The sequence below is a fragment of the Oryzobacter terrae genome, assembly GCF_042756445.1.
In the GTDB taxonomy this organism is placed as follows: domain Bacteria; phylum Actinomycetota; class Actinomycetes; order Actinomycetales; family Dermatophilaceae; genus Oryzobacter; species Oryzobacter terrae.
The window spans coordinates 2,688,012-2,706,932 of the sequence record NZ_CP170578.1; the positions used below are offsets into that span (position 1 = coordinate 2,688,012).

Annotated in this window: 19 protein-coding genes; 10 read left to right on the plus strand and 9 right to left on the minus strand. The window is 74.3% G+C overall.

Annotated features, from left to right (window positions below):
• Positions 1 to 26 precede the first annotated feature (26 nt).
• Positions 27 to 797 carry an alpha/beta hydrolase family protein gene (locus ACFWN3_RS12755; protein ID WP_377640139.1) on the minus strand — a complete coding sequence of 257 codons (771 nt, stop codon included), beginning with the start codon at positions 795 to 797 and terminating at the stop codon, positions 27 to 29.
• A 55-nt stretch (positions 798 to 852) separates the two neighbouring features.
• Between ACFWN3_RS12755 and ACFWN3_RS12760 the strand changes: the two genes are divergently transcribed.
• From ACFWN3_RS12760 to ACFWN3_RS12775, 4 genes are all read left to right on the plus strand, one after another.
• The gene (locus tag ACFWN3_RS12760) at positions 853 to 1,005 is read left to right on the plus strand and encodes a DUF4177 domain-containing protein (RefSeq protein WP_377640140.1); all 153 of its coding nucleotides are present in this window, start codon (positions 853 to 855) and stop codon (positions 1,003 to 1,005) included.
• A 4-nt stretch (positions 1,006 to 1,009) separates the two neighbouring features.
• Positions 1,010 to 1,483: a RidA family protein gene (locus ACFWN3_RS12765; RefSeq protein WP_377640142.1), complete on the plus strand. Its 474-nt coding sequence runs from the start codon at positions 1,010 to 1,012 to the stop codon at positions 1,481 to 1,483.
• A complete protein-coding gene (locus tag ACFWN3_RS12770) occupies positions 1,476 to 2,243 on the plus strand; it encodes an NUDIX domain-containing protein (protein ID WP_377640144.1) in 768 nt (255 codons plus the stop codon). The genes ACFWN3_RS12765 and ACFWN3_RS12770 overlap by 8 nt, the downstream gene beginning before the upstream one ends.
• A 261-nt stretch (positions 2,244 to 2,504) precedes the next feature.
• Entirely contained in the window at positions 2,505 to 3,665 is a 1,161-nt protein-coding gene (locus ACFWN3_RS12775) for a hypothetical protein (protein ID WP_377640146.1), read from the plus strand.
• A gap of 23 nt (positions 3,666 to 3,688) precedes the next feature.
• Here ACFWN3_RS12775 and ACFWN3_RS12780 read toward each other — a convergent pair whose 3' ends face one another.
• Positions 3,689 to 5,530 carry a diguanylate cyclase gene (locus ACFWN3_RS12780; protein WP_377640148.1) on the minus strand — a complete coding sequence of 614 codons (1,842 nt, stop codon included), beginning with the start codon at positions 5,528 to 5,530 and terminating at the stop codon, positions 3,689 to 3,691.
• A gap of 378 nt (positions 5,531 to 5,908) precedes the next feature.
• On the opposite strand from ACFWN3_RS12780, the gene ACFWN3_RS12785 reads away from it, so the two are divergent.
• Positions 5,909 to 6,763, plus strand: a complete 855-nt coding sequence (locus ACFWN3_RS12785; RefSeq protein ID WP_377640150.1) for an MBL fold metallo-hydrolase — start codon at positions 5,909 to 5,911, stop codon at positions 6,761 to 6,763.
• On the opposite strand, the gene ACFWN3_RS12790 is transcribed toward ACFWN3_RS12785, so the two are convergent.
• Complete coding sequence (locus ACFWN3_RS12790; protein ID WP_377640151.1) at positions 6,744 to 7,421, minus strand: Crp/Fnr family transcriptional regulator; 678 nt, start codon at positions 7,419 to 7,421, stop codon at positions 6,744 to 6,746. The genes ACFWN3_RS12785 and ACFWN3_RS12790 overlap by 20 nt on opposite strands.
• Before the next feature lie 92 nt (positions 7,422 to 7,513).
• Between ACFWN3_RS12790 and nth the strand changes: the two genes are divergently transcribed.
• Genes nth through ACFWN3_RS12805 form a run of 3 tightly spaced genes read left to right on the plus strand, consistent with a single transcriptional unit; the run spans position 7,514 to position 10,184 of the window.
• Entirely contained in the window at positions 7,514 to 8,308 is a 795-nt protein-coding gene (nth, locus tag ACFWN3_RS12795; RefSeq protein ID WP_377640153.1) for an endonuclease III, read from the plus strand.
• On the plus strand, positions 8,305 to 8,979 hold the full coding sequence (locus tag ACFWN3_RS12800; RefSeq protein ID WP_377640155.1) for an NUDIX hydrolase: 675 nt from the start codon (positions 8,305 to 8,307) through the stop codon (positions 8,977 to 8,979). Before nth ends, ACFWN3_RS12800 begins: the two co-directional genes overlap by 4 nt.
• Positions 8,976 to 10,184 carry a MarP family serine protease gene (locus ACFWN3_RS12805; RefSeq protein WP_377640157.1) on the plus strand — a complete coding sequence of 403 codons (1,209 nt, stop codon included), beginning with the start codon at positions 8,976 to 8,978 and terminating at the stop codon, positions 10,182 to 10,184. Before ACFWN3_RS12800 ends, ACFWN3_RS12805 begins: the two co-directional genes overlap by 4 nt.
• Positions 10,185 to 10,242: 58 nt before the next feature.
• Here the strand turns inward: ACFWN3_RS12805 and ACFWN3_RS12810 are convergent, their stop codons facing one another.
• The 4 genes from ACFWN3_RS12810 to acs form a co-directional block, all read right to left on the minus strand.
• Entirely contained in the window at positions 10,243 to 10,635 is a 393-nt protein-coding gene (locus ACFWN3_RS12810) for a phage holin family protein (RefSeq protein WP_377640159.1), read from the minus strand.
• Positions 10,636 to 10,707: 72 nt separating this feature from the next.
• Positions 10,708 to 12,042, minus strand: a complete 1,335-nt coding sequence (gene nhaA, locus ACFWN3_RS12815; RefSeq protein WP_377640161.1) for a Na+/H+ antiporter NhaA — start codon at positions 12,040 to 12,042, stop codon at positions 10,708 to 10,710.
• 325 nt (positions 12,043 to 12,367) lie between these two features.
• Positions 12,368 to 12,910, minus strand: a complete 543-nt coding sequence (locus ACFWN3_RS12820; protein WP_377640163.1) for an NADPH-dependent FMN reductase — start codon at positions 12,908 to 12,910, stop codon at positions 12,368 to 12,370.
• A gap of 541 nt (positions 12,911 to 13,451) precedes the next feature.
• Complete coding sequence (acs, locus tag ACFWN3_RS12825; protein WP_377645597.1) at positions 13,452 to 15,377, minus strand: acetate--CoA ligase; 1,926 nt, start codon at positions 15,375 to 15,377, stop codon at positions 13,452 to 13,454.
• A 380-nt stretch (positions 15,378 to 15,757) separates the two neighbouring features.
• Between acs and ACFWN3_RS12830 the strand changes: the two genes are divergently transcribed.
• Entirely contained in the window at positions 15,758 to 16,654 is an 897-nt protein-coding gene (locus ACFWN3_RS12830; RefSeq protein WP_377640165.1) for a phenylalanine 4-monooxygenase, read from the plus strand.
• A gap of 72 nt (positions 16,655 to 16,726) precedes the next feature.
• Here ACFWN3_RS12830 and ACFWN3_RS12835 read toward each other — a convergent pair whose 3' ends face one another.
• Both ACFWN3_RS12835 and ACFWN3_RS12840 read right to left on the minus strand, forming a co-directional pair.
• Positions 16,727 to 17,278 (minus strand): hypothetical protein, encoded by a 552-nt coding sequence (locus ACFWN3_RS12835; RefSeq protein WP_377640167.1) that lies wholly within the window; start codon positions 17,276 to 17,278, stop codon positions 16,727 to 16,729.
• A gap of 178 nt (positions 17,279 to 17,456) precedes the next feature.
• Complete coding sequence (locus tag ACFWN3_RS12840) at positions 17,457 to 18,395, minus strand: NAD(P)/FAD-dependent oxidoreductase (protein ID WP_377640169.1); 939 nt, start codon at positions 18,393 to 18,395, stop codon at positions 17,457 to 17,459.
• On the opposite strand from ACFWN3_RS12840, the gene ACFWN3_RS12845 reads away from it, so the two are divergent.
• Positions 18,394 to 18,852 carry a MerR family transcriptional regulator gene (locus ACFWN3_RS12845; RefSeq protein WP_377640171.1) on the plus strand — a complete coding sequence of 153 codons (459 nt, stop codon included), beginning with the start codon at positions 18,394 to 18,396 and terminating at the stop codon, positions 18,850 to 18,852. The genes ACFWN3_RS12840 and ACFWN3_RS12845 overlap by 2 nt on opposite strands.
• The last annotated feature ends 69 nt before the right edge of the window (positions 18,853 to 18,921 follow it).

Sequence of the window (18,921 nt, forward strand, 5' to 3'; positions counted from 1 at the left end):
AGCGTAGGCGGCGGGGTGCGCGCCGCTCAGCGCAGGGTGAGCTCCTCGACCTCGGCGAGGAGGAGGAGGTACGAGCCGCCGGCGGGGTCGATGAGGTCGAAGTGGTCGGCCCGCCTGACGACGGCGGAGCTGAACCTCTCGCCCTCGGTGCGCGACGCGGCGTACGCCTCGGCGACCTCGGCCGGCACGACGTCGTCGAACTCGCCGGTGACGACGGCCGCCGGGACCGTGAGGCGCTGGACGCCGGGGTCGGCGTCGGCCCAGGCCTGGGGCTGCTCCTCGGCGGTGCCGCCGAGGAGGTCGCGGACGACGTCGTCGCTCAGGCCCAGCCGGTCGACCTCGCGCAGGTCGGCGCACGGGCCGAGGGCGACGGCGCCGCTGAGCCAGTCGGCGCGGTTCGACGACGCGAGCCACAGCGCCAGGTGGCCCCCCGCCGAGTGCCCGACGACGACGACGCGGTCGGGGAGGTCGGTGTCGGCGTGCACGGACTCCAGGCGGGCGAGGACGGCGTCGCCGGTGCCGGGCCAGCCGCCGCCCGGCATCCCGATGCGGGGGTACTCGAGGTTGGCCACGTGGAAGCCGTCGCGGGAGAGGGCCTCGGCGAGCGGGGCGAGGTGGGTCCGGTCGTACTCCTCGCGCCAGAAGCCGCCGTGGACGAGGGCGACGGTGATGCCGCGGGCCCGCTCGGCGGTGGGCTCCCAGACGTCGTACACGTCGGTCTGCGCGGGGCCGGTCACCTCGGTGCGGTCCGCGGGACGGGCGCTGCGGAAGAGGATGTCGGTGTCGTCGGGGCTCACCGTGGCCACGGTAGCCGTGGCTGGGGTCTGCTGGACCGGCAGTAGGCTGCCCGTCATGACGACGTGGGAGTACGCAACGGTGCCGCTGATCGTGCACGCGACCAAGCAGATCCTCGACCAGTGGGGAGCCGACGGCTGGGAGCTCGTCCAGGTCCTCACCATGCCCGAGGGTAACCTCGTCGCCTACCTCAAGCGCCCGAAGGCCTGACGCCGTGGGAGCCGTGGAGGACCGCCTGGCCGCGCTCGGCCTCACCGTCCCCGAGGTCGTCCCGCCCGTCGCCGCCTACGTGCCGGCCGTCCTCGACGGCTCGCGGGTCTACGTCTCGGGCCAGGTGCCCGTCGTCGACGGCGTCCTGCTCGAGAGCGGTCACGTCGGCGAGGGTCCCGGCCTCGTCAGCCCCGCCCGCGCCACGGAGCTCGCGCAGGTCTGCGCGCTCAACGCCATCGCGGCGATGAAGTCCGTCGTCGGCGACCTCGACGCGGTCGAGCGCGTCGTCAAGGTCGTGGGCTTCGTCGCCTCCGACCCCTCCTTCACCGGGCAGCCCGGCGTCGTCAACGGGGCCTCCGAGCTGTTCCGCTCGGCCTTCGGCGAGGGCGGCGTCCACGCACGCTCGGCCGTCGGGGTGGCGGCGCTGCCGCTCGGGGCGCCGGTCGAGGTCGAGGTCATCGTCCACGTCCGTGACTGACGAGGGTTCCGCCGAGGGTGTCCGCGCCGGTCGCCACGGTCGCCACGGTCACCAGGGCCGCGTCGTCGAGCACCCCGTGTCGAGCGACCGGGGCCTGGCCGAGCTGGCCGAGGCGTGGATCGCGGACCCCGACCGCGTCGACGGCCCGCTGCGCACCGCCGCGACCGTGATGCTCGTGCGCGACGGGTCGGGAGGTCCCGAGGTCTACGTGCAGCGCCGGGTTCCCTCGATGGCGTTCGCGCCCTCGACCGTCGTCTTCCCGGGGGGTGGCGTCGACCCGGCCGACCACGAGATCGACCGTGGCACACCGGGACTCCCCGAGCTCGCCGCCGCGATGGGGGTCACCGCCGAGGTCGCGGCGCCGTTCGCCGCCGCCGCGGTGCGGGAGGTCGAGGAGGAGGCCGGGGTCCGCCTCGAGGTCGCCGACCTCCGGGGCCGGGCGCACTGGGTGACCCCGGCCTTCGAGCCGCGCCGCTACGACACGTGGATCCTCGCGGCGGCCATGCCGGTCGGCCAGGAGGCCCGCGAGACCTCCACCGAGTCCGACCGCAGCGGCTGGGTCCGCGCCGCCGACCTCCTCGCCCGGCACGCCGCCGGGGAGGTGCGCATGCTGCCTCCGACCGTCGTCAGCCTCCGCGAGCTCGAGGCGTTCGACCGCGCCGACGCCTTCCTCGCCGACCGGCCGCGCGTCGCCCGGGTGCTGCCCGAGCTGGTCCGCCGCGACGACGGGACGCTCGTCCTGCGCACCGTCCTGCCCTAGCCCGCGAGCGCCCCGACACACGGACGTTCGGCCATCACGATCCGCCGAACAGCCGACCGTTCGTGCGACCGCCTGCAGCGACGCCACGGGTTTGCCACAGTCGAGTCCTCGCAGGTGGGGGGCTCGTCCACCGCAGGCGGGACGACACCGAGGACGGACGCCGCGGCGGACCGCCCAACCTGCTGGGGGCGGTGTCCGTGGCCACCGCCACTGGCACCCACCACCAGCGTGATGCCCGGCCGGCCCAAGGAAGGCGACACGGTGAACGGCACCCATCTCGCAGTGGTCGGGGAGCCTTCAGGCGCCCACGACCTCCTCCCCACGACGGAGGACACCCCCGTCCGCGCCACCCCGCGGCTGACCCCGGTCCCCGACCTGGCCCCCGACGTCCTCGACGACGAGCGCGTGGCCGACGCCCTCCTCCTCGAGAGCGGGATGCGCCGCGTCGGCGACCCCGACGAGGCCTGGCCGCCGGCACGCGACGACTTCTCGCCCTGGCTGTACCGCAACGTCGACGTCCTCGCCGACGCCCTGGGCTTCGGCCTCAAGCGCGTCACCGCCGACGTCGAGGTCGAGGGCTTCCGCTTCGACCTGCGCGCCGAGCACCTCGAGGACGACACCGTCGTCCTCGTGACGACCCAGCTCGACGGGGCGGACCTCGCGGTCCTCGGCGAGTGCCTCGGTGCCGTCTCGACCCTCGGCGCCCCGGTCGTCGTCTGGCTGACCCGCCAGCTGCGCGACGACGTCCGCCACACCTTCGACTGGCTCAACGAGCGCGACGACAACCCGATCCGCTTCTACGGCATCGAGGTCGACGTCGCCGTCGTCGGCGACACCGGCCCCCGCGTGCCCTGGCTCGACGTCATCGCCCGGCCCGGTGGCCGCGTCGACACGGGCTACCGCCGGGCGCGAGCCCGCGGCGCCGGCGAGTCCGCCGAGAACCGGGCCCGTCAGGACCTCTTCCGCGACGTCCTCCGGGGGGTGCACACCTGCCGCCCGGGCGTGCAGCTCCCGCCGCGCAACATCGACTGCAGCTGGGTCGACCTCGCCGACGGTCCCTTCGGTGCGTGGAGCCTGTCCCAGGTCGACGGCGGCCGCCTTCGCGTCGAGGCCCGCCTCGACACCGGCGACCCCGCGCGGACCGAGGCCCTCTACGACCTGCTCGTCGCCCAGCGCGACGCGTGGTCGCGCGCCGCCGGGCTCGACCTCGAGTTCGACCGACGCGAGGGCCGCCGGGAGTGCCGGATCGCCGTGCACCACCCGTCCGTCGACCTCCTCACGATGACGACCGACGAGCGCGACTGCCTCGTCGTGTGGGCGGTGCGCACCTTCGTCGCCCTCCACGACACGCTCGACGTCACCCTCCGGGGCCGCGCCCAGCTCCTCCACGACGCCTCGACCCGGGGCTCCCGAGGACGCTGACCCCCCCCGGGGGGCCCCTCGCCTCAGCGGGCCGGCACGACCTCGACGAGGTCGCCGACGCTCGACCGGGCCGTCGGTGTGCGGGCAGCGACCGCGGTCGCCGCCGAGCCGCGGTGCGTCCCGTCGGCGCCGAGCAGCGCCCAGCCGTCGCGGCCGGCGCCCTTCGCGTCGTACATGAGGTCGTCGGCGACCGCCAGGGCATCGCGACCCCGGTCCGCCGCCGCCGTGAAGGAGACGACACCGACGCTCGTCGTCACCTGCCGGTGGGCGCCCTCGAGGGCGGCGCAGTGCTCACGGACCCGCTCGACGACGGTCGCGGCCACGACCGCGGCCGCCGCGTCGTCGGCGTCGGGGAGGAGGACGGCGAACTCGTCGCCCCCGAGCCGGGCGACGGTGTCGCTCGCCCGCAGCACATCGCGCAGGACGGCGGCCACCGAGCGGAGGAGCCGGTCGCCGGCGGCGTGGCCGAGCGTGTCGTTGACCGCCTTGAAGTGGTCGAGGTCGAGGAGGAGGAGGGCGCCGTGCCAGCCGGTGTCGGCGCACCGCTCGCCGTGGCGGGCCAGGACCTCCTCGAACCGGCGCCGGTTCGGCAGGCCGGTGAGCGCGTCGGTCGCGGCGAGCTGCGAGAGGTGCTCCCGCTCACGTCGGCGTTCCGACACGTCGACGACGTTGACGAGGATCTCGGCGGCCCCGGACCGGCCGGCGAGCAGGCGGCTGCTGAGCGCGAGGTGCAGGGGGCGCCCGGTGAGGCTGTGGGTCGCCCAGTCGGTCGTCACCGGCCGGCCGCCCGCGGCGACCGCCCGGGAGAGGTAGTCGTGGACCTCCTGCTCCGGACGCGTCGAGAAGGCGACCGCCTCGGCGCCGGTGATGTCGTCCATCCCGCACTCGAACATGCCCGCCATCGCGCGGTTGGTCCGGCGGATCCGGCCGTCGACGCCGACGACGACGACCCCGTAGGGGGCATCGGCGATGAGGACGTCGAGGTCGGCCGCGGCCTCTTCCGCCCGACGACGCGCCGCGGCGAGGCCGTCGACGGTCTCCGCGAGCTCGGCGTGGACCGTCGCGAGGACGAGCGCGAGGGTGACGGCGAGCATCATGAAGCCCTGGAGGACGAGGGAAGCCACCTGCAGGTCGCCGATGGCGCCGAAGGGCCCGCCGCCGGTGGTGCGGAGCATGACGAGCGCCCCCACGGCGATCAGCCCTCCCTCCGCGGCGGCCAGGGGCAGGGGCAGCCGCAGCCCGGCCCACACGACGAACCCGAGGGGGACGAAGGCCAACGGAAGGGTGTTGCCCGGCGCGAAGACCGCGACGACGGTGAGGATCGTGAGGAGGTAGAGGACGGCGGCCTCGAGGACGAGCGGACGAGTGAGGAGCAGACGTCGACCCACCAGCGTCAGGGCGGGGGCCGCGATGACGACGATGCCCGTCATGTTGCGCAGCCACCACCCGGCGCTCGCGCTCCAGGTGACGTCGACCCCGGCTAGGCCGATGCCGGCCATCCCGATCGCCGCGCTCACGGCCGTGCTGACGGCGCCGGCGGCGAGCAGGCGGTAGAACTGGCCCAGGCTGCGGACCTCGTGGGCCGGGGTGGTCCCGACCGGGCCGCCCATGAGGCGCCGCGCCACGAGGCAGGCGGCGACGTTCGAGGCCCCGAGGAGGACGGCGGGTCCGGCGGCGAACCCGGTGACCGCGTTGCCGACGGTCGCGACGAGCCCGATGAGGCCGAGGGCGGTGCCCACCTCGCGGGAGGAGCGGGCTCGCAGGGTCCACAGGACCCCGATCCCGGCGGCCGGCCACATGAGCGCGAGACCGGTCTCCGGGAGGGCGGTGGAGCGGCCGAGCGCGATGGCTGCCGCGAACAGCACGGCGTACCTAGCGGTGCGGTGAAGCAACTCGACCTCCGGTCGGACGTGGGCACCCCTGCCTCGAGCAGTATGGCGCGGTCGGTGCGAGAGCGCTTCCGCGTCGGTGACAACGTTGTCTTTTCTGTCCGAACGGACGAGGCCGCTGTGCCCCACGGGTCGCGTGGGCTGTGCCGCACGGGTCGCGTGTGCTCAGGTGGTCGTGGGGGGCAGCCATTTGGGCACACGCGCCGGGGTGGACGGGTCGCGTGTGCTCGGGTGGTCGTGGGGGCAGCCACCTGGGCACACGCGCCGCGGTGGACGGGTCGCGTGTGCTCGGGTGGTCGCGGGGGCAGCCACCTGGGCCCACGCGCCGGGGTCGGCGACGGCATACTCGGGCGGGTGAGCGCCACCCCGCCCCCGTCGACCGCCGCACCGTGGGCCGGGGGACCGGTCACCGAGCGGGCGCACTGCGTCCTCGCACCGAACCCGGGCCCGATGACGCTCGACGGCACGAACACCTGGGTCCTCCTCGAGCCCGGGTCGACGAAGGCCGTCGTCGTCGACCCCGGACCGCTCGACGAGGCCCACCTCGCTGCGGTCCTCGACCACGTCGCCTCCCGCGGCGCCCGGGTCGCCCTGACGATCCTCACCCACGGCCACCACGACCACGCCGAGTCGGCGCCCCGCTTCGCCGCGCTCACCGGCGCCCCGGTGCGGGCCCTCGGGCGCCGGCAGGACGACCTGCGCGACGGGTCCGTCGTCACGACCGGTGGCCTCGAGCTGCGGGTCGTCGCGACCCCCGGCCACACCGCCGACTCCCTGTCGTTCGCGCTGCCCGCCGACCACGCCCTGCTCACCGGCGACACCGTCCTCGGACGCGGGACCACCGTCGTGGCCCACCCCGACGGGGAGCTCGAGGCCTACCTCGCCTCCCTCGAGCGGATCCGGGCCCTCACCGGCGACGGGTCGGTGGCCGCCATCCTCCCGGGTCACGGGCCGGTCGTCCCCGATGCCGCGGCGATGGTCGCGTTCTACCGGACCCATCGCGCCGAGCGGCTCGACCAGGTGCGCGACGCCCTCGGCGACGGTGCCGCGACCGAGGACGACCCCGTCGAGGGCGTGCTGCGCCGGGTCTACGCCGACGTGCCGGAGGAGGTCTGGCCCGCCGCGCGGATGTCGATCCGCGCCCAGCTCGACTTCCTCGGCGTGACCCGGGGCGCCGAGCCCGGTGGGGTCAGCGCGCCCGGCGCTTGAGGCGCTCGACGTCGAGGAGCAGCACGGCCCGCGCCTCGAGGCGCAGCCAGCCCCGCGAGGCGAAGTCGGCCAGGGCCTTGTTCACCGTCTCGCGGGAGGCGCCGACGAGCTGGGCCAGCTCCTCCTGGGTGAGGTCGTGCGAGACGAGCACCCCTTCCTCGACGGGGCGGCCGAAGCGCGCCGCGAGGTCGAGCAGCGCCTTGGCGACGCGGCCGGGCACGTCGGTGAAGACGAGGTCGGCGAGCGACTCGTTGGTACGGCGCAGCCGGCGCGCGAGGGCGGCGAGCAGGGTCGTCGCGACCCCGGGTCGCTGCGCGAGGAAGTCCTTGAGCTGCTCGTGGCCCATCGAGACGACCTGCGTCTCGGCGACCGCCGTGGCCGTGGCGGTGCGCGGCCCCGGGTCGAAGAGCGAGAGCTCGCCGAACATCTCGCCCGGGCCGAGGATCGCGAGGAGGTTCTCGCGGCCGTCGGTGCTCGTGCGGCCGAGCTTGATCTTGCCCTCGCCGATGACGTAGAGCCGGTCGCCCTGGTCGCCCTCGTGGAAGAGGATGTCGCCGCGCTCGAGCCGCTGCGGGCTCATCGTCGCGATGAGCGACTCCGCGGTCGGGTCGTCGATGGTGGCGAAGAGAGGCGCTCGGCGCACGACGTCGTGGTCCACGGGGCACAGTGTGCCAGAGAGCGACCGGCACCCGGACCGGGGCCGACCCGGACGGCCGGGGGAGCGTCGGGCCCAGCACGTAGGCTCGGTCCGTGCCCCCGACGTCCGCCGTTGTCCGCCGCGCCCGCACCGGTGAGGAGACCGCGGTCGCCCGCACCCGCCGGGCCCGCCGCACCTACCGCGCCCTCCACGAGCGCTACCCGTACGCCCACTGCGAGCTCGACTTCGAGACCCCGCTCCAGCTCCTCGTGGCCACCGTGCTCTCGGCCCAGACCACCGACGTCATGGTCAACTCGGTCACCCCCACGCTCTTCTCCCGCTGGCCCACCGCCGAGGCGCTCGCCGCCGCCGACCGCGAGGAGATGGAGGCCGTGCTGCGGCCCACGGGGTTCTTCCGGGCCAAGACGAACTCGGTCATCACGCTCTCCCAGGCGATCGTCGAGCGCTTCGGCGGCGAGGTCCCCGGGCGCCTCAAGGACCTCGTGACCCTGCCCGGCGTCGGCCGCAAGACCGCCAACGTCGTCCTCGGCAACGCCTTCGGCGTCCCGGGCATCACCGTCGACACCCACGTCGGGCGGCTCGCCCGCCGGTTCGCGTGGACCGACGAGACCGACCCGGTCAAGGTCGAGACCGCCATGGCCGCGCTCTTCGAACGGCGCGACTGGACGATGCTCAGCCACGTCCTCATCTTCCACGGCCGCCGCACCTGCCACGCCCGCAAACCCGCGTGCGGCGCCTGCCCCGTGGCCACCCTGTGCCCCTCCTACGGCGAGGGTGAGACCGACCCCGTCAAGGCGCGCCGGCTCCTCGCCTACGAGCTCGCGCCCGGCGCCGTCCTCCCCGACCCGCCGCCGGGACCGCTGCCCGACGACCCCCGCGAGCCGTGACGCACGGCCCCGTCGCCGCCCCGCCGTGGCTCACGGCGCTCGCGGCCCGCACCGACGTGGGGGAGCACGAGTGGTTCGCCGCCCACGCCCCCGACACCGTCCCCACCAAGCGCTCGGCCGTCCTCATCGTGTTCGGCCCCGACCCCGAGGGCGGCGAGGACGTCGTCCTCACCGAGCGGGCCCACACGTTGCGCGCGCACCCGGGGCAGGTCTCCTTCCCCGGCGGTCGGATCGACCCCGAGGACGACGGGCCGGTCGCCGCGGCGCTGCGCGAGGCGGAGGAGGAGGTCGGCCTGGACCCGAGCGGCGTCGACGTCCTCGCGGCCCTGCCCGACCTCTACCTCACCCCGACGAGCAATGCCGTGACGCCGGTCCTCGCGTGGTGGCCGACCCCGGGCGAGGTCCGCGTCGTCGACCGTGCCGAGGTCGAGGCCGTCGACCGGGTCCCCGTGGCGGCGCTCCTCGACCCCGCCCACCGCTTCACCGCGGTCTTCGGTCCCTACCGCGGGCCGGCCTTCGAGGTCGACGGGCTCTTCGTGTGGGGCTTCACCGCGATGCTCCTCAGCTCCGTCCTCGACCTCGCCGGGCTCACCCGCGAGTGGGACGAGGGCGACGAGCGGTCCCTGCCCGACCGGGTCCGCTCACCGTGGATGCGCGGGCTCGACCCGTGAGCGGCTCGGTCGTCCTCGACGTCGTCCTCGTGCTCGCCCTCCTCGCCTACGCCCTGACCGGGTGGCGCCAGGGTGTCGTCGCGTCGGCGCTCGGCCTCGTCGGACTCGTCGGGGGCGCCTTCCTCGCGCTGCGCTTCGCGCCCGACCTCCTCGAGGACCACGGCGGCGTGGACATCGGCACGACGACGGGCGCCATCGCGCTCGTCGCCATCGTCTTCCTCACCGCGGCCCTCGCGCAGTCACTGATGCTCGTGCTCGGCCGACGGGTCCGGGAGGCCGTGCGCGCACCGCTCGCCCGCGCCCTCGACTCGCTCCTCGGGCTCGTCGCGGTGGTCGCGGCGGCCGTGCTCGTCATCTGGGTGGTCGCCGGCGCCCTGCGCAACGACGGACCGCCGGCGCTGCGGAGCCTCGTCGCGGGGTCGACCGTCGTGCAGGCGATCGACGAGGTCGTCCCGCCGTCCGCCGGGCGCCTCGTCGACGGCGTGACCCGGGCACTGGACGCCGGAGGGTTCCCGCGGGTCTTCGAGGGGCTGGGCCCCGAGCCGATCCCGCCGGTCGCCGCGCCCGACCAGGCCTTCGTCGACGACCCCGACGTCGTGCGCGCGCTCGGCTCGGTCATCCACGTGCGGGCCGACGCCGGCCGGTGCGACCGCGCCCAGGTGGGGTCCGGTTGGGTCGTGGCACCAGGCCGGGTCGTCACCAACGCCCACGTCGTGGCGGCGGCCGACGACGTGCGGGTGAGCGTCAAGGGCACCGGGCGCGACCGCGTCGCCCGCGTCGTCGCCTTCGACCCGCGCCGCGACGTCGCCGTCCTCGACGTCCCCGGCCTGCCCGCCCCCGCCCTGGACCTGGGGCGCCAGCTCGGTGCCGGCGACCCGGCCGTGCTCGCGGGCTTCCCCGGCGACGCCGGGCTCACGGTCGGCGGGGCCCGCGTGCGCACCACCCTCACTGCGCAGGGTGCCGACATCTACGGGCGCCTCGGCGTGACGCGCGAGATCTACTCGCTGCGCGGCACCATCCGCAGCGGGGCGTCCGGCGGGCCGGTCCTCGACCCGCAGGGCGAGGTCGTCGGCATGGTCTTCGCGACCTCCCTCGACGACCCCGACACGGGCTACGCCCTCACCCTCGACGAGATCGCGCCGGTGGTGCGCCGCGGACTCGCCGCCGACTCGGCCGTCTCCACCGGACGCTGCGTCAGCGACTGACGACGGGCCGGACGGCGGTGTCGCTCAGGCCGCGCCGTTCGTCAGGCCGCGCCGTCGCTCAGGCCGCGCCGTGCGTCTTGATGGTCTCGATCGTCTGCTGGGCCTGGTCGATGGCGCGCTCGGGGGTCGGCTTGGCGCTCTCGAGGGCCTTCTTGCCGAGCAGGCCGAGGACCGCGGCGAGGAGGAGGAGCACCCCCGCCACGATGAGGTAGCCGGCCCACACAGGCAGCCACTCGGCGATGACCCACGACAGGCCGTGGAGGACGAAGACGAGGCCCATGAGCCCGAGGAAGGCCGCGCCGGCGAGCAGGCCGGCGCCCTTGCCGATGACCTTGGCGCCGCTCGTCACCTCCGCCTTGGCGAGGGCGATCTCGCCGCGGACGATGCCCTCGAGGTCGTGCGTCGCGTCGGCCACCAGCTGGCCGATGGTGCGCTCGGTGCCCGTTGCCATGCGTCTGCCGCCTCACTGAACGTCGGTGCCCCGGTGGGGCCTACCGCTGACCTTACCCAGTCGCGCCCTCGCTCAGCCCTCCCGCTCCCCGCGCTGGTAGACGTCCGGGACACCGTCGGCGTCCTCGTCGCGGGACTCGAGCTCGGCGATGCCCGCGTGGACCCGGTCGCGCGACCGGAGGACGACCGTCGCCAGGGCCGCCGCGGTGAGCGACCCGACGAGCACCGCGAGCTTGACGTGGTCGTCGCGCGCGCCCCCGGTGCCGTAGGCCAGCTCCCCGACGAGCAGCGAGACGGTGAAGCCGACCCCGGTCAGCAGGGCCAGACCGACGACGTCGGCCCACGCGAGGCCGTCGTCGAGGCTCGCGCGGGTGAAGCGGGCGACGAGCCAGGTGGCCCCGAGGACGCCGACGAGCTTGCCGACGACGAGCGCGGTGACGACGGCGACGGCGACGGGGTCGGAGGCTGCCGCGGCGAGGCCCCCGCCGACGACGGTGACCCCGGAGGCGAAGAAGGCGAAGACCGGCACGGCGACCCCGGCCGAGAGCGGTCGCAGCCGGTGCTCGAAGCGGTGCGCGACGTCGGTGTCGGCGGCCAGGGTGCTCGCGGCCGGCACGCTCGCCCGCGGTCGCACGGGGACGCAGAGGCCGAGGAGGACGCCCGCCACCGTGGCGTGCACCCCGGACGCGTGCACCAGGCCCCAGGTCGCGAGACCGAGCGGGACGAGCAGCCACCAGTGGGTGATCCGGCGCTGGGTGAGAGCTGCGAACGCGGCGAGGGGGAGCAGCGCGAGGAGGAGGGGGACGACCTCGAGGTCGGCGGTGTAGAAGACCGCGATGATCGTGATGGCGATGAGGTCGTCGACGACGGCCAGGGTGAGGAGGAAGGCTCGCAGCGCCGACGGCAGGTGCGACCCGATGACGGCGAGGACGGCGAGGGCGAAGGCGATGTCGGTGGCCGTGGGGATCGCCCACCCGCGGTAGGCGTCGCCCTCCCCGCCGAGCGCCGCGACGACCCCGACGAACACGAGCGCCGGGGTGACCACGCCCCCGACGGCGGCGAGGACCGGGACCGCGGCCCGGGCGGGGGTGCGCAGCTCCCCGACGAGGAACTCGCGCTTGAGCTCGAGGCCGGCGACGAGGAAGAAGATCGCGAGGAGGCCGTCGGCCGCCCAGTGCCCGACGGTCAGGCGCAGGTGGCCCCACTCGATGCCGACCGCCGTGTCGCGCAGGCCGCTGTAGGCGTCGCGCCACGGGCTGTTCGCCAGGACGAGCGCGGCCAGCGCCGCGACGAGGAGGACGGCGCCGCCGATGGTCTCGGTCCGCAGCGCGTTCGCGACGAACTGGGCCTCGGGCCACGTCGAGCGACGGAACAGCCGCGGGCGGGGTGACTCGGGCGCGGGGGTCATCGGGTTCCTCCGGTCGGGGTGGTGTCCCGCGGAGGGCACACCGAGGCGGTGCCGACCAGACTTCCCGGCGCTCCGTTGCCCAGTCTACCGAGGTCGCGCCGGGGGGCTTCCCGGCGCCCGGTCCCTCGCCCTCTCGCCCTCCCGCATCCGCCGCGACGCCCCTCCATCGACGCCGCGACGCCCCTCCATCGACGCCGGGACGCCCCTCCGTCCAGTCGAGGTCGCGCGACATGCCGAGCGCGCGGGCCCGGGGTCGGCATGTCGAGCGATGTCGACCTGGCCGACGCGCGGGACCGACTCGGATCGGGAGGAGCCGGGATCGAGGTCAGGGGCGGGCGGCGACGGCCGCGCTGAGGGCGGCGAACATCCGCTGGACGTCCTGGGTGGCGTCGTCGTCGGCGTGCACCGTGCCGTCGAGGTCGAGGGTCTGCTCGAAGTGCAGCGCGGCGCCCTCGACGACGACCATCTTGATCCGCTCGAGGGTCTGGCGCAGGGCCGACCGCGCGTACTGCGCTCCGGCCCAGCCGTATCCGACGCAGGCGACGGGCAGCCCGTCCCACTCGGCGTAGAGGTAGTCGATGGCGTTCTTGAGCGCGGCGTTGTAGCCGCGGTTGTACTCGGGCATGACGAGGACGACGGCGTCGAGCGACTGGACGAGGGCGGCCCAGCGGCGGGTGTGCTCGTGGGCGTAGTGGCCCTCGGAGGGCATGTCCGGCTCGTCGAGGAGTGGGAGGGCGAGCTCGCGCAGGTCGACCGGCACGAGCTCGACGTCCTCGGGGGCGAGGCCGGTCACCCACGCGGCGACGTGGTGGCCGATGCGGTTCGGGCGGGTGCTCGCCGTGACGATGCCGATGCGGGGACGACTCATGCAGCGATCCAACCGCACGGATGGATCACCCGGTGAGCCGGGTCCTCGCCGCCGTGGCGCTGTCGAGGCCTCGCGTGGGTCGTACGTGATGAGGCGCCGGGCTCCCGGATGGGTCGAGGTGGTCGGGCGACTTGCGGTGCGAGCGCGTCACCTCGACTCCGCCTGGATGCGCCGGGCTCCCGGATGGGTCGAGGTGGTCGGGCGACTTGCGGTGCGAGCGCGTCACCTCGACTCCGCCTGGATGCGCCGGGCTCCCGGATGGGTCGAGGTGGTCGGGCGACTTGCGGTACCAGCGGACTACCTCGAATGCCGGTCCAAGCGGAAGGAGACCTGGTGGTCGTCGGGTTTCCCCCCGAACCCGTCGTCGCCCCTCCGGATGGAGGTGATCGGGCGGCGTCCCGTACCGGCGAAACACCTCGACCGAGGATGGCGCCCGCCTCAGCCGCGGACGTCCCGGTGCCGACGAGCGCCTCGATCGCCCGCGGGGACGGGTGAGGGGTGCCGCGACGCTGCGCGACACCCCTCGTTCTCCCGCCCGGAGTCAGTCGGCGGAACCACCCTTGAGGCCCTGCGAGATGAGGTTCATGACCGAGGAGTCGGCCAGCGTCGTGACGTCGCCGACCTCGCGGTTCTCGGCGACGTCCTTGAGGAGGCGGCGCATGATCTTGCCCGAACGCGTCTTCGGCAGCTCGGGGACGATCATGATCTGGCGCGGCTTGGCGATCGGGCCGATCTCCTTGGCCACGTGGTTGCGCAGCTCCTGGATCGTCGACTCGCCCTCGTCGGTGGCGTCGCCCCGCAGGATGACGAAGGCGCACACGGCCTGGCCGGTGGTCTCGTCCGACGCCCCGACGACCGCGGCCTCGGCGACCGACGGGTGCGACACGAGGGCCGACTCGATCTCGGCGGTGGACAGCCGGTGGCCCGAGACGTTCATGACGTCGTCGACCCGTCCGAGCAGCCAGATGTTGCCCTTCTCGTCGTACTTCGCGCCGTCACCCGCGAAGTAGTACTTCGGGCCGAACCGGGTCCAGTACGTCTCCTTGTAGCGCTCGGGGTCGCCCCAGATGCCGCGCAGCATCGACGGCCACGGCTTGGTGAGCACGAGGTAGCCGACCTTCTCGGCCTCGGTGAACGGCTGGCCCTCGTCGTCGAGGATCTCGGCCGAGATGCCGGGGATCGGGCGCTGCGCCGACCCGGGCTCGAGCGTGGTGACGCCGGGCAGCGGGCTGATCATGATCGCGCCGGTCTCGGTCTGCCACCACGTGTCGACGATCGGGGCGGTGTCGCCGCCGATGTGCTTGCGGTACCAGAGCCATGCCTCGGGGTTGATCGGTTCGCCGACCGACCCGAGGACGCGCACCGACGACAGGTCGAACTTCCCGGGGATGTCGGCACCCCACTTCATGAACGTCCGGATCGCCGTGGGCGCCGTGTAGAACACCGACACCTGGTACTTCTCGATGAGCTCCCACCAGCGGCCCTGGTGCGGGGTGTCGGGGGTGCCCTCGTACATCACCTGGGTCGCGCCGTTGGCGAGCGGCCCGTAGACGATGTAGCTGTGGCCGGTGACCCAGCCGACGTCGGCGGTGCACCAGTAGACGTCGGATTCGGGGTGCACGTCGTGGACGACCGAGTTCGTGTACGCGGCCTGGGTGAGGTAGCCGCCGCTCGTGTGGAAGATGCCCTTCGGCTTCCCGGTCGTGCCGCTCGTGTAGAGGATGAAGAGCGGGTGCTCGCTGTCGTGCGGCTGCGCCTCGTGGGTGTCGCTCTGCCGGTCGACGACGTCGTGCCACCACACGTCGCGGCCCTCGACCCAGTCGACCTCGGTGTCGGTGCGCTTGACGACGAGGACGTGCTCGACCGGGTTGTCCCGGACGAGGGCCTCGTCGACGGCGGGCTTGAGGGGCGCGGGCTTGCCGCGGCGGAACTGGCCGTCGGTCGTGACGACGAGCTTGCACTGGGCGTCGTCGATGCGGGTGTGCAGTGCCTCGGCCGAGAAGCCGCCGAAGATGACGGAGTGCGGGGCGCCGAGGCGCGCGCACGCGAGCATGGTGAACACCGTCTCGGGGATCATCGGCATGTAGACGGCGACGGTGTCGCCCTTGCCCACCCCGAGCTCGGTGAGCGCGTTGGCCGCCTTCGAGACCTCACGCTGGAGGTCGGCGTAGGTGATCGTGCGGGTGTCGCCGCCCTCGCCCTCGAAGTGGATGGCGACGCGCTCGCCGTTGCCGGCCTCGACGTGGCGGTCGACGCAGTTGTACGCGACGTTGAGCTCCCCGCCGACGAACCACTTGGCGAAGGGGGCGTCGTCCCAGTCGAGGGTGCGCTCGAAGTCCTTGGCCCACGTGACGCGGCTGCGGGCCTGCTCGGCCCAGAACCCCTCGTGGTCCTCGGCGGCGCGGTCGTACAGGTCCGCGGTGCCGTTGGCCTGCTCGGCGAACTCCGGAGTGGGGGCGAAGTCCATCTCGTGCGCGTGGCTGGACAGGCTGTCGTCGGTCACGGCGGTGATCCTCCTCGTTGAGTGACTGGGGACCAGCCAACCCTTCCACGGGGGCCGGATCAACCGTGGTCGCGCTCGCGGACGGTGGGCGGGCGTGCGGCGCGCCCAGCGGGCGGCGGGGACCGTCCGTCGCCCGTCCGTCGCCCGGCCGTCGGGCGCGACCGCGCGCACGCCGGTGCCTCCTTCGCATCGGACAGGTTGACCAGCGATTCGCCGCTGGGAGGCGCGAAACTGTGCGCTCGTTGCCCAGGGTGTCGGGCATTGGTTCCATCCTGACCGGTTTCGTGGTTCCGTGGGGGTCCGGGCTCACGAGGCCAACGACCACTCACGAGGAGGTGAGCGCGGTGTTCGAGGAAGGACAGCTCTACTCGGCCGTGACGACCGACGCCGACGGACAGGTCCAGGTGCACCTGGGGGAGAACCACCCCGGATTCACCGATGCCGCGTACCGCGCCCGTCGGGGCGAGATCGCCGCCGCGGCCCTGGCCCACCGGCCGGGCGAGCCGGTGCCCACCATCGAGTACACCGACGAGGAGCACGCCATCTGGCGACTCGTCTCGGCCGAGCTCGCGCCCAAGCACGACAAGTACGCGCACAGCGAGTTCCTCGCGGCCAAGGACGCCCTGCGCCTGCCGACCGACCACGTGCCGCAGCTCGCCCAGGTCACCGCGCAGCTCGAGCCGCTCACCGGATGGTCCTACCGTGCGGCCCCCGGGCTGGTCCCGCTCCGCGAGTTCTACGCCGACCTCGGGGCGTCGACCTTCAACTCCACGCAGTACCTGCGCCACCCGAGCCAGCCGCTCTACACGCCCGAGCCCGACATCATCCACGAGGTCATCGGCCACGGGAACCAGCTCGCGAGCCCGCGCTTCGCGGCCATCACCCGCGCCGCGGGCGAGGCCAGCCGGCGGCTCGAGAGCGACGAGGCGATGCAGTTCGTCGCCGACGTCTTCTGGTTCTCCATCGAGTTCGGCGTCATCGCCGAGGACGGCGAGACCAAGGCGTACGGCGCCGGCATCCTCTCGAGCTACGGCGAGATGGACGAGTTCGGCCACATGGACATCCGGCCGCTCGACCTCCACGCGATGGGCACGCTCAACTACGACATCACGGCGTACCAGCCGGTCCTGTTCCGGGCCGAGAGCCTGGACCACCTCGAGGGCGTCGTCGGCCACTTCTTCGAGACCGTCGACGACGACCTCGCGCTGCGGCTGCGGGCCGAGGCCTCAGCGCACGCCTGACCCCGACCCACCCCACGGCACCGGGCCCCGACGACGACGTCGGGACCCGGTGTCATGTCGGTCGGGTCCGGGTCACCACCGGTGCGCGACGTCGATGACGACGCGGCTGCGGTTGGTCGTGGCGTCGTAGGTGGACGAGACGCGGAAGGGCAGGCGGGCCCGCACGCCGAGGGCGAGGGTCGTCTGGCCCTCGAAGGAGCCCGCCCAGCGGACCTGGCGGAAGGTCGAGAAGCCGGTGACGGACGGCATCGAGGGCACGCTCGTCGCTCCCTTGCGAGCCATGACGGAGAGGCGGGCGCCACCGGCGACGGGCACCGGGAGGCCGGAGCCGTCGGCGTAGACGGTGCCGACGTAGCGCACGTCCCAGCCGGGGGCACGGCCGGTCATGTCGAGGACGAGCCGGTCGTAGCAGGCGTGCCGCCCGGCCCGGACGCCGGTGACCCGGCCGGTCGTCATCGGGGTGGACGTCCTGGCCGTCGAGCCCCAGGGCGTGCTGCACGTCGCGGCCTGGGCGCTCGCCGTGCCGAGGGCCGCGGGCGCGCCGACGAGGGCGGCCGACACCGCGAGCGCCGACAGGGCCCGGACGGCGCGGTGGGTGGGGCGGGTGGTGGCGGACGATGACATGGCTGGCTCCCTGCGTCAGTGGTGCAGGGAGGAGCCCCGGGACGCCGCGCCTGATACCCGGCCCGGCCGCCCATGTCGGCGAATGCCACCGAACCTCACGAATGTCACCCGATATCGGGTGACACGGCGGAGGTGGGGGGACATTTGCCGGGTGACGCGGCCGCCCGGAGGTTCGGTGTCAGTCGGCGAGGAGGCCCATGAGGGCGCCCGAGGCGGCGAGCTGACCGCCGGCCATCGCCTGGACGACCGAGACCATCGGCATGGGCAGGGCCGCGGTGTGCGCGAGGTCCCCGCCGGCGCTGACCCCCGGCAGGCTCGTGCGCCCCAGCTCGTCGACCCGGATGCAGCCCGACGCGTTGAGCTCGAGCCCGAGCTGCTCGGCGAACGGGGCCGACTGGCTGAACCGGGGCGCCACGAACAGGGCCGCCACGCGCTCCTCGTGACCTCCGTCCAGGGTGAGGACGACCTCGTCGCCCTCGCGCCGGGCCGCCACGACGCGACCCGCCACCACCGCGACCTCGTCGGACAGCCCGTCGAGGGCGTCCTCCTCGTGCGGCAGGACGACGATCGTCCCCGCCACGGGTCGCAGGATCCGCGACAGGTGCGGGGCCGCCGCGGCGCCGAGGATGCCGACCCGCTGGCCCGCCGCCTCGTGGCCGTGGCAGAACGGGCACGCCGCGACGAGGTCGCCCCACAGGTCGCCGAGCCCGGCGACGTCCGGCAGCTCGTCGCGCAGCCCGGTGGCGAGGACGACCGCGCCCGCCGTCAGCAGCCCCGAGGCCGTCGTCAGCGAGAAGCCGCCGCCCTCCCGGGCCTCGACCCGCTCGACGCGCTCCTCGCGGACCTCGACGGTGCCGTACGCCGCGAGCTCGGCCCGGCCGGCGGCGCGGAACGATGCCGGAGGGGTCCCGTCGTGCGTGACGACGTTGTGCATGTGGGCCACCGTGGCGTTGCGGTAGCGCCCGTCGTCGAAGAGGGTCGCCCGGCGGTGCACGCGGCCGATCGTCAGCGCGGCCTGGAGGCCGGCCGGGCCGCCGCCGATGACGGCGACGTCGGTGTCGTGAGGGGTCTTCGTCTCGGTGCCCATGGGTCCTCCCGGGGTCGGTGTGATGGTCATGGCCACCACGGTGTACCTTCAGGTCGACATGAAGGCAAGTGCCCAGCAGCAGTGGACCGTCGGTGAGCTCGCCCGACGCTTCGACCTCCCGACGCACGTGCTTCGGCACTGGGAGGACGAGGGCCTGCTCGAGCCCGCCCGTGACGCCTCCGGCTACCGCCGCTACGGCCCCGACGACCTCACCCGCGTCGCCGTCATCCTGCGCAGCAAGGCGGCGGGGATGACGCTCGAGCAGGTGGGCGTCCTCCTCGACGGGGGCTCGGCGAACCGGCACGAGGTGCTGGAGGCGCACCTGCGCGACCTGGCGTCCCGGGCGGAGTCCATCGAGCGCTCGCGGGAGATGACCGAGCACGCGCTACGGTGCCGGGCCCACGACATCACCGCGTGCCCGCGATTCGCGGCCTTCGTCGCCGACGTCATCGACGGCAAGGTGGTCGGCCTCGGCGGCTGGGCCTGACGGCCCCGGACGACGAACAGCGGCCGCGAGGGGGTGAACTCCTCGCGGCCGCTGGCTCGTGGTGGGAGG

What these genes read in the sequence shown, in the direction of transcription:
- ACFWN3_RS12820 (WP_377640163.1), bottom strand. Translation starts at nt 12,910, where the DNA reads ATGAGTCGTCCCCGCATCGGCATCGTCACGGCGAGCACCCGCCCGAAC.
- ACFWN3_RS12760 (WP_377640140.1), top strand. Translation starts at nt 853, where the DNA reads ATGACGACGTGGGAGTACGCAACGGTGCCGCTGATCGTGCACGCGACC.
- ACFWN3_RS12840 (WP_377640169.1), bottom strand. Translation starts at nt 18,395, where the DNA reads ATGACCATCACACCGACCCCGGGAGGACCCATGGGCACCGAGACGAAG.
- ACFWN3_RS12845 (WP_377640171.1), top strand. Translation starts at nt 18,394, where the DNA reads ATGGCCACCACGGTGTACCTTCAGGTCGACATGAAGGCAAGTGCCCAG.
- acs (WP_377645597.1), bottom strand. Translation starts at nt 15,377, where the DNA reads ATGGACTTCGCCCCCACTCCGGAGTTCGCCGAGCAGGCCAACGGCACC.
- ACFWN3_RS12810 (WP_377640159.1), bottom strand. Translation starts at nt 10,635, where the DNA reads ATGGCAACGGGCACCGAGCGCACCATCGGCCAGCTGGTGGCCGACGCG.
- ACFWN3_RS12835 (WP_377640167.1), bottom strand. Translation starts at nt 17,278, where the DNA reads ATGTCATCGTCCGCCACCACCCGCCCCACCCACCGCGCCGTCCGGGCC.
- nhaA (WP_377640161.1), bottom strand. Translation starts at nt 12,042, where the DNA reads ATGACCCCCGCGCCCGAGTCACCCCGCCCGCGGCTGTTCCGTCGCTCG.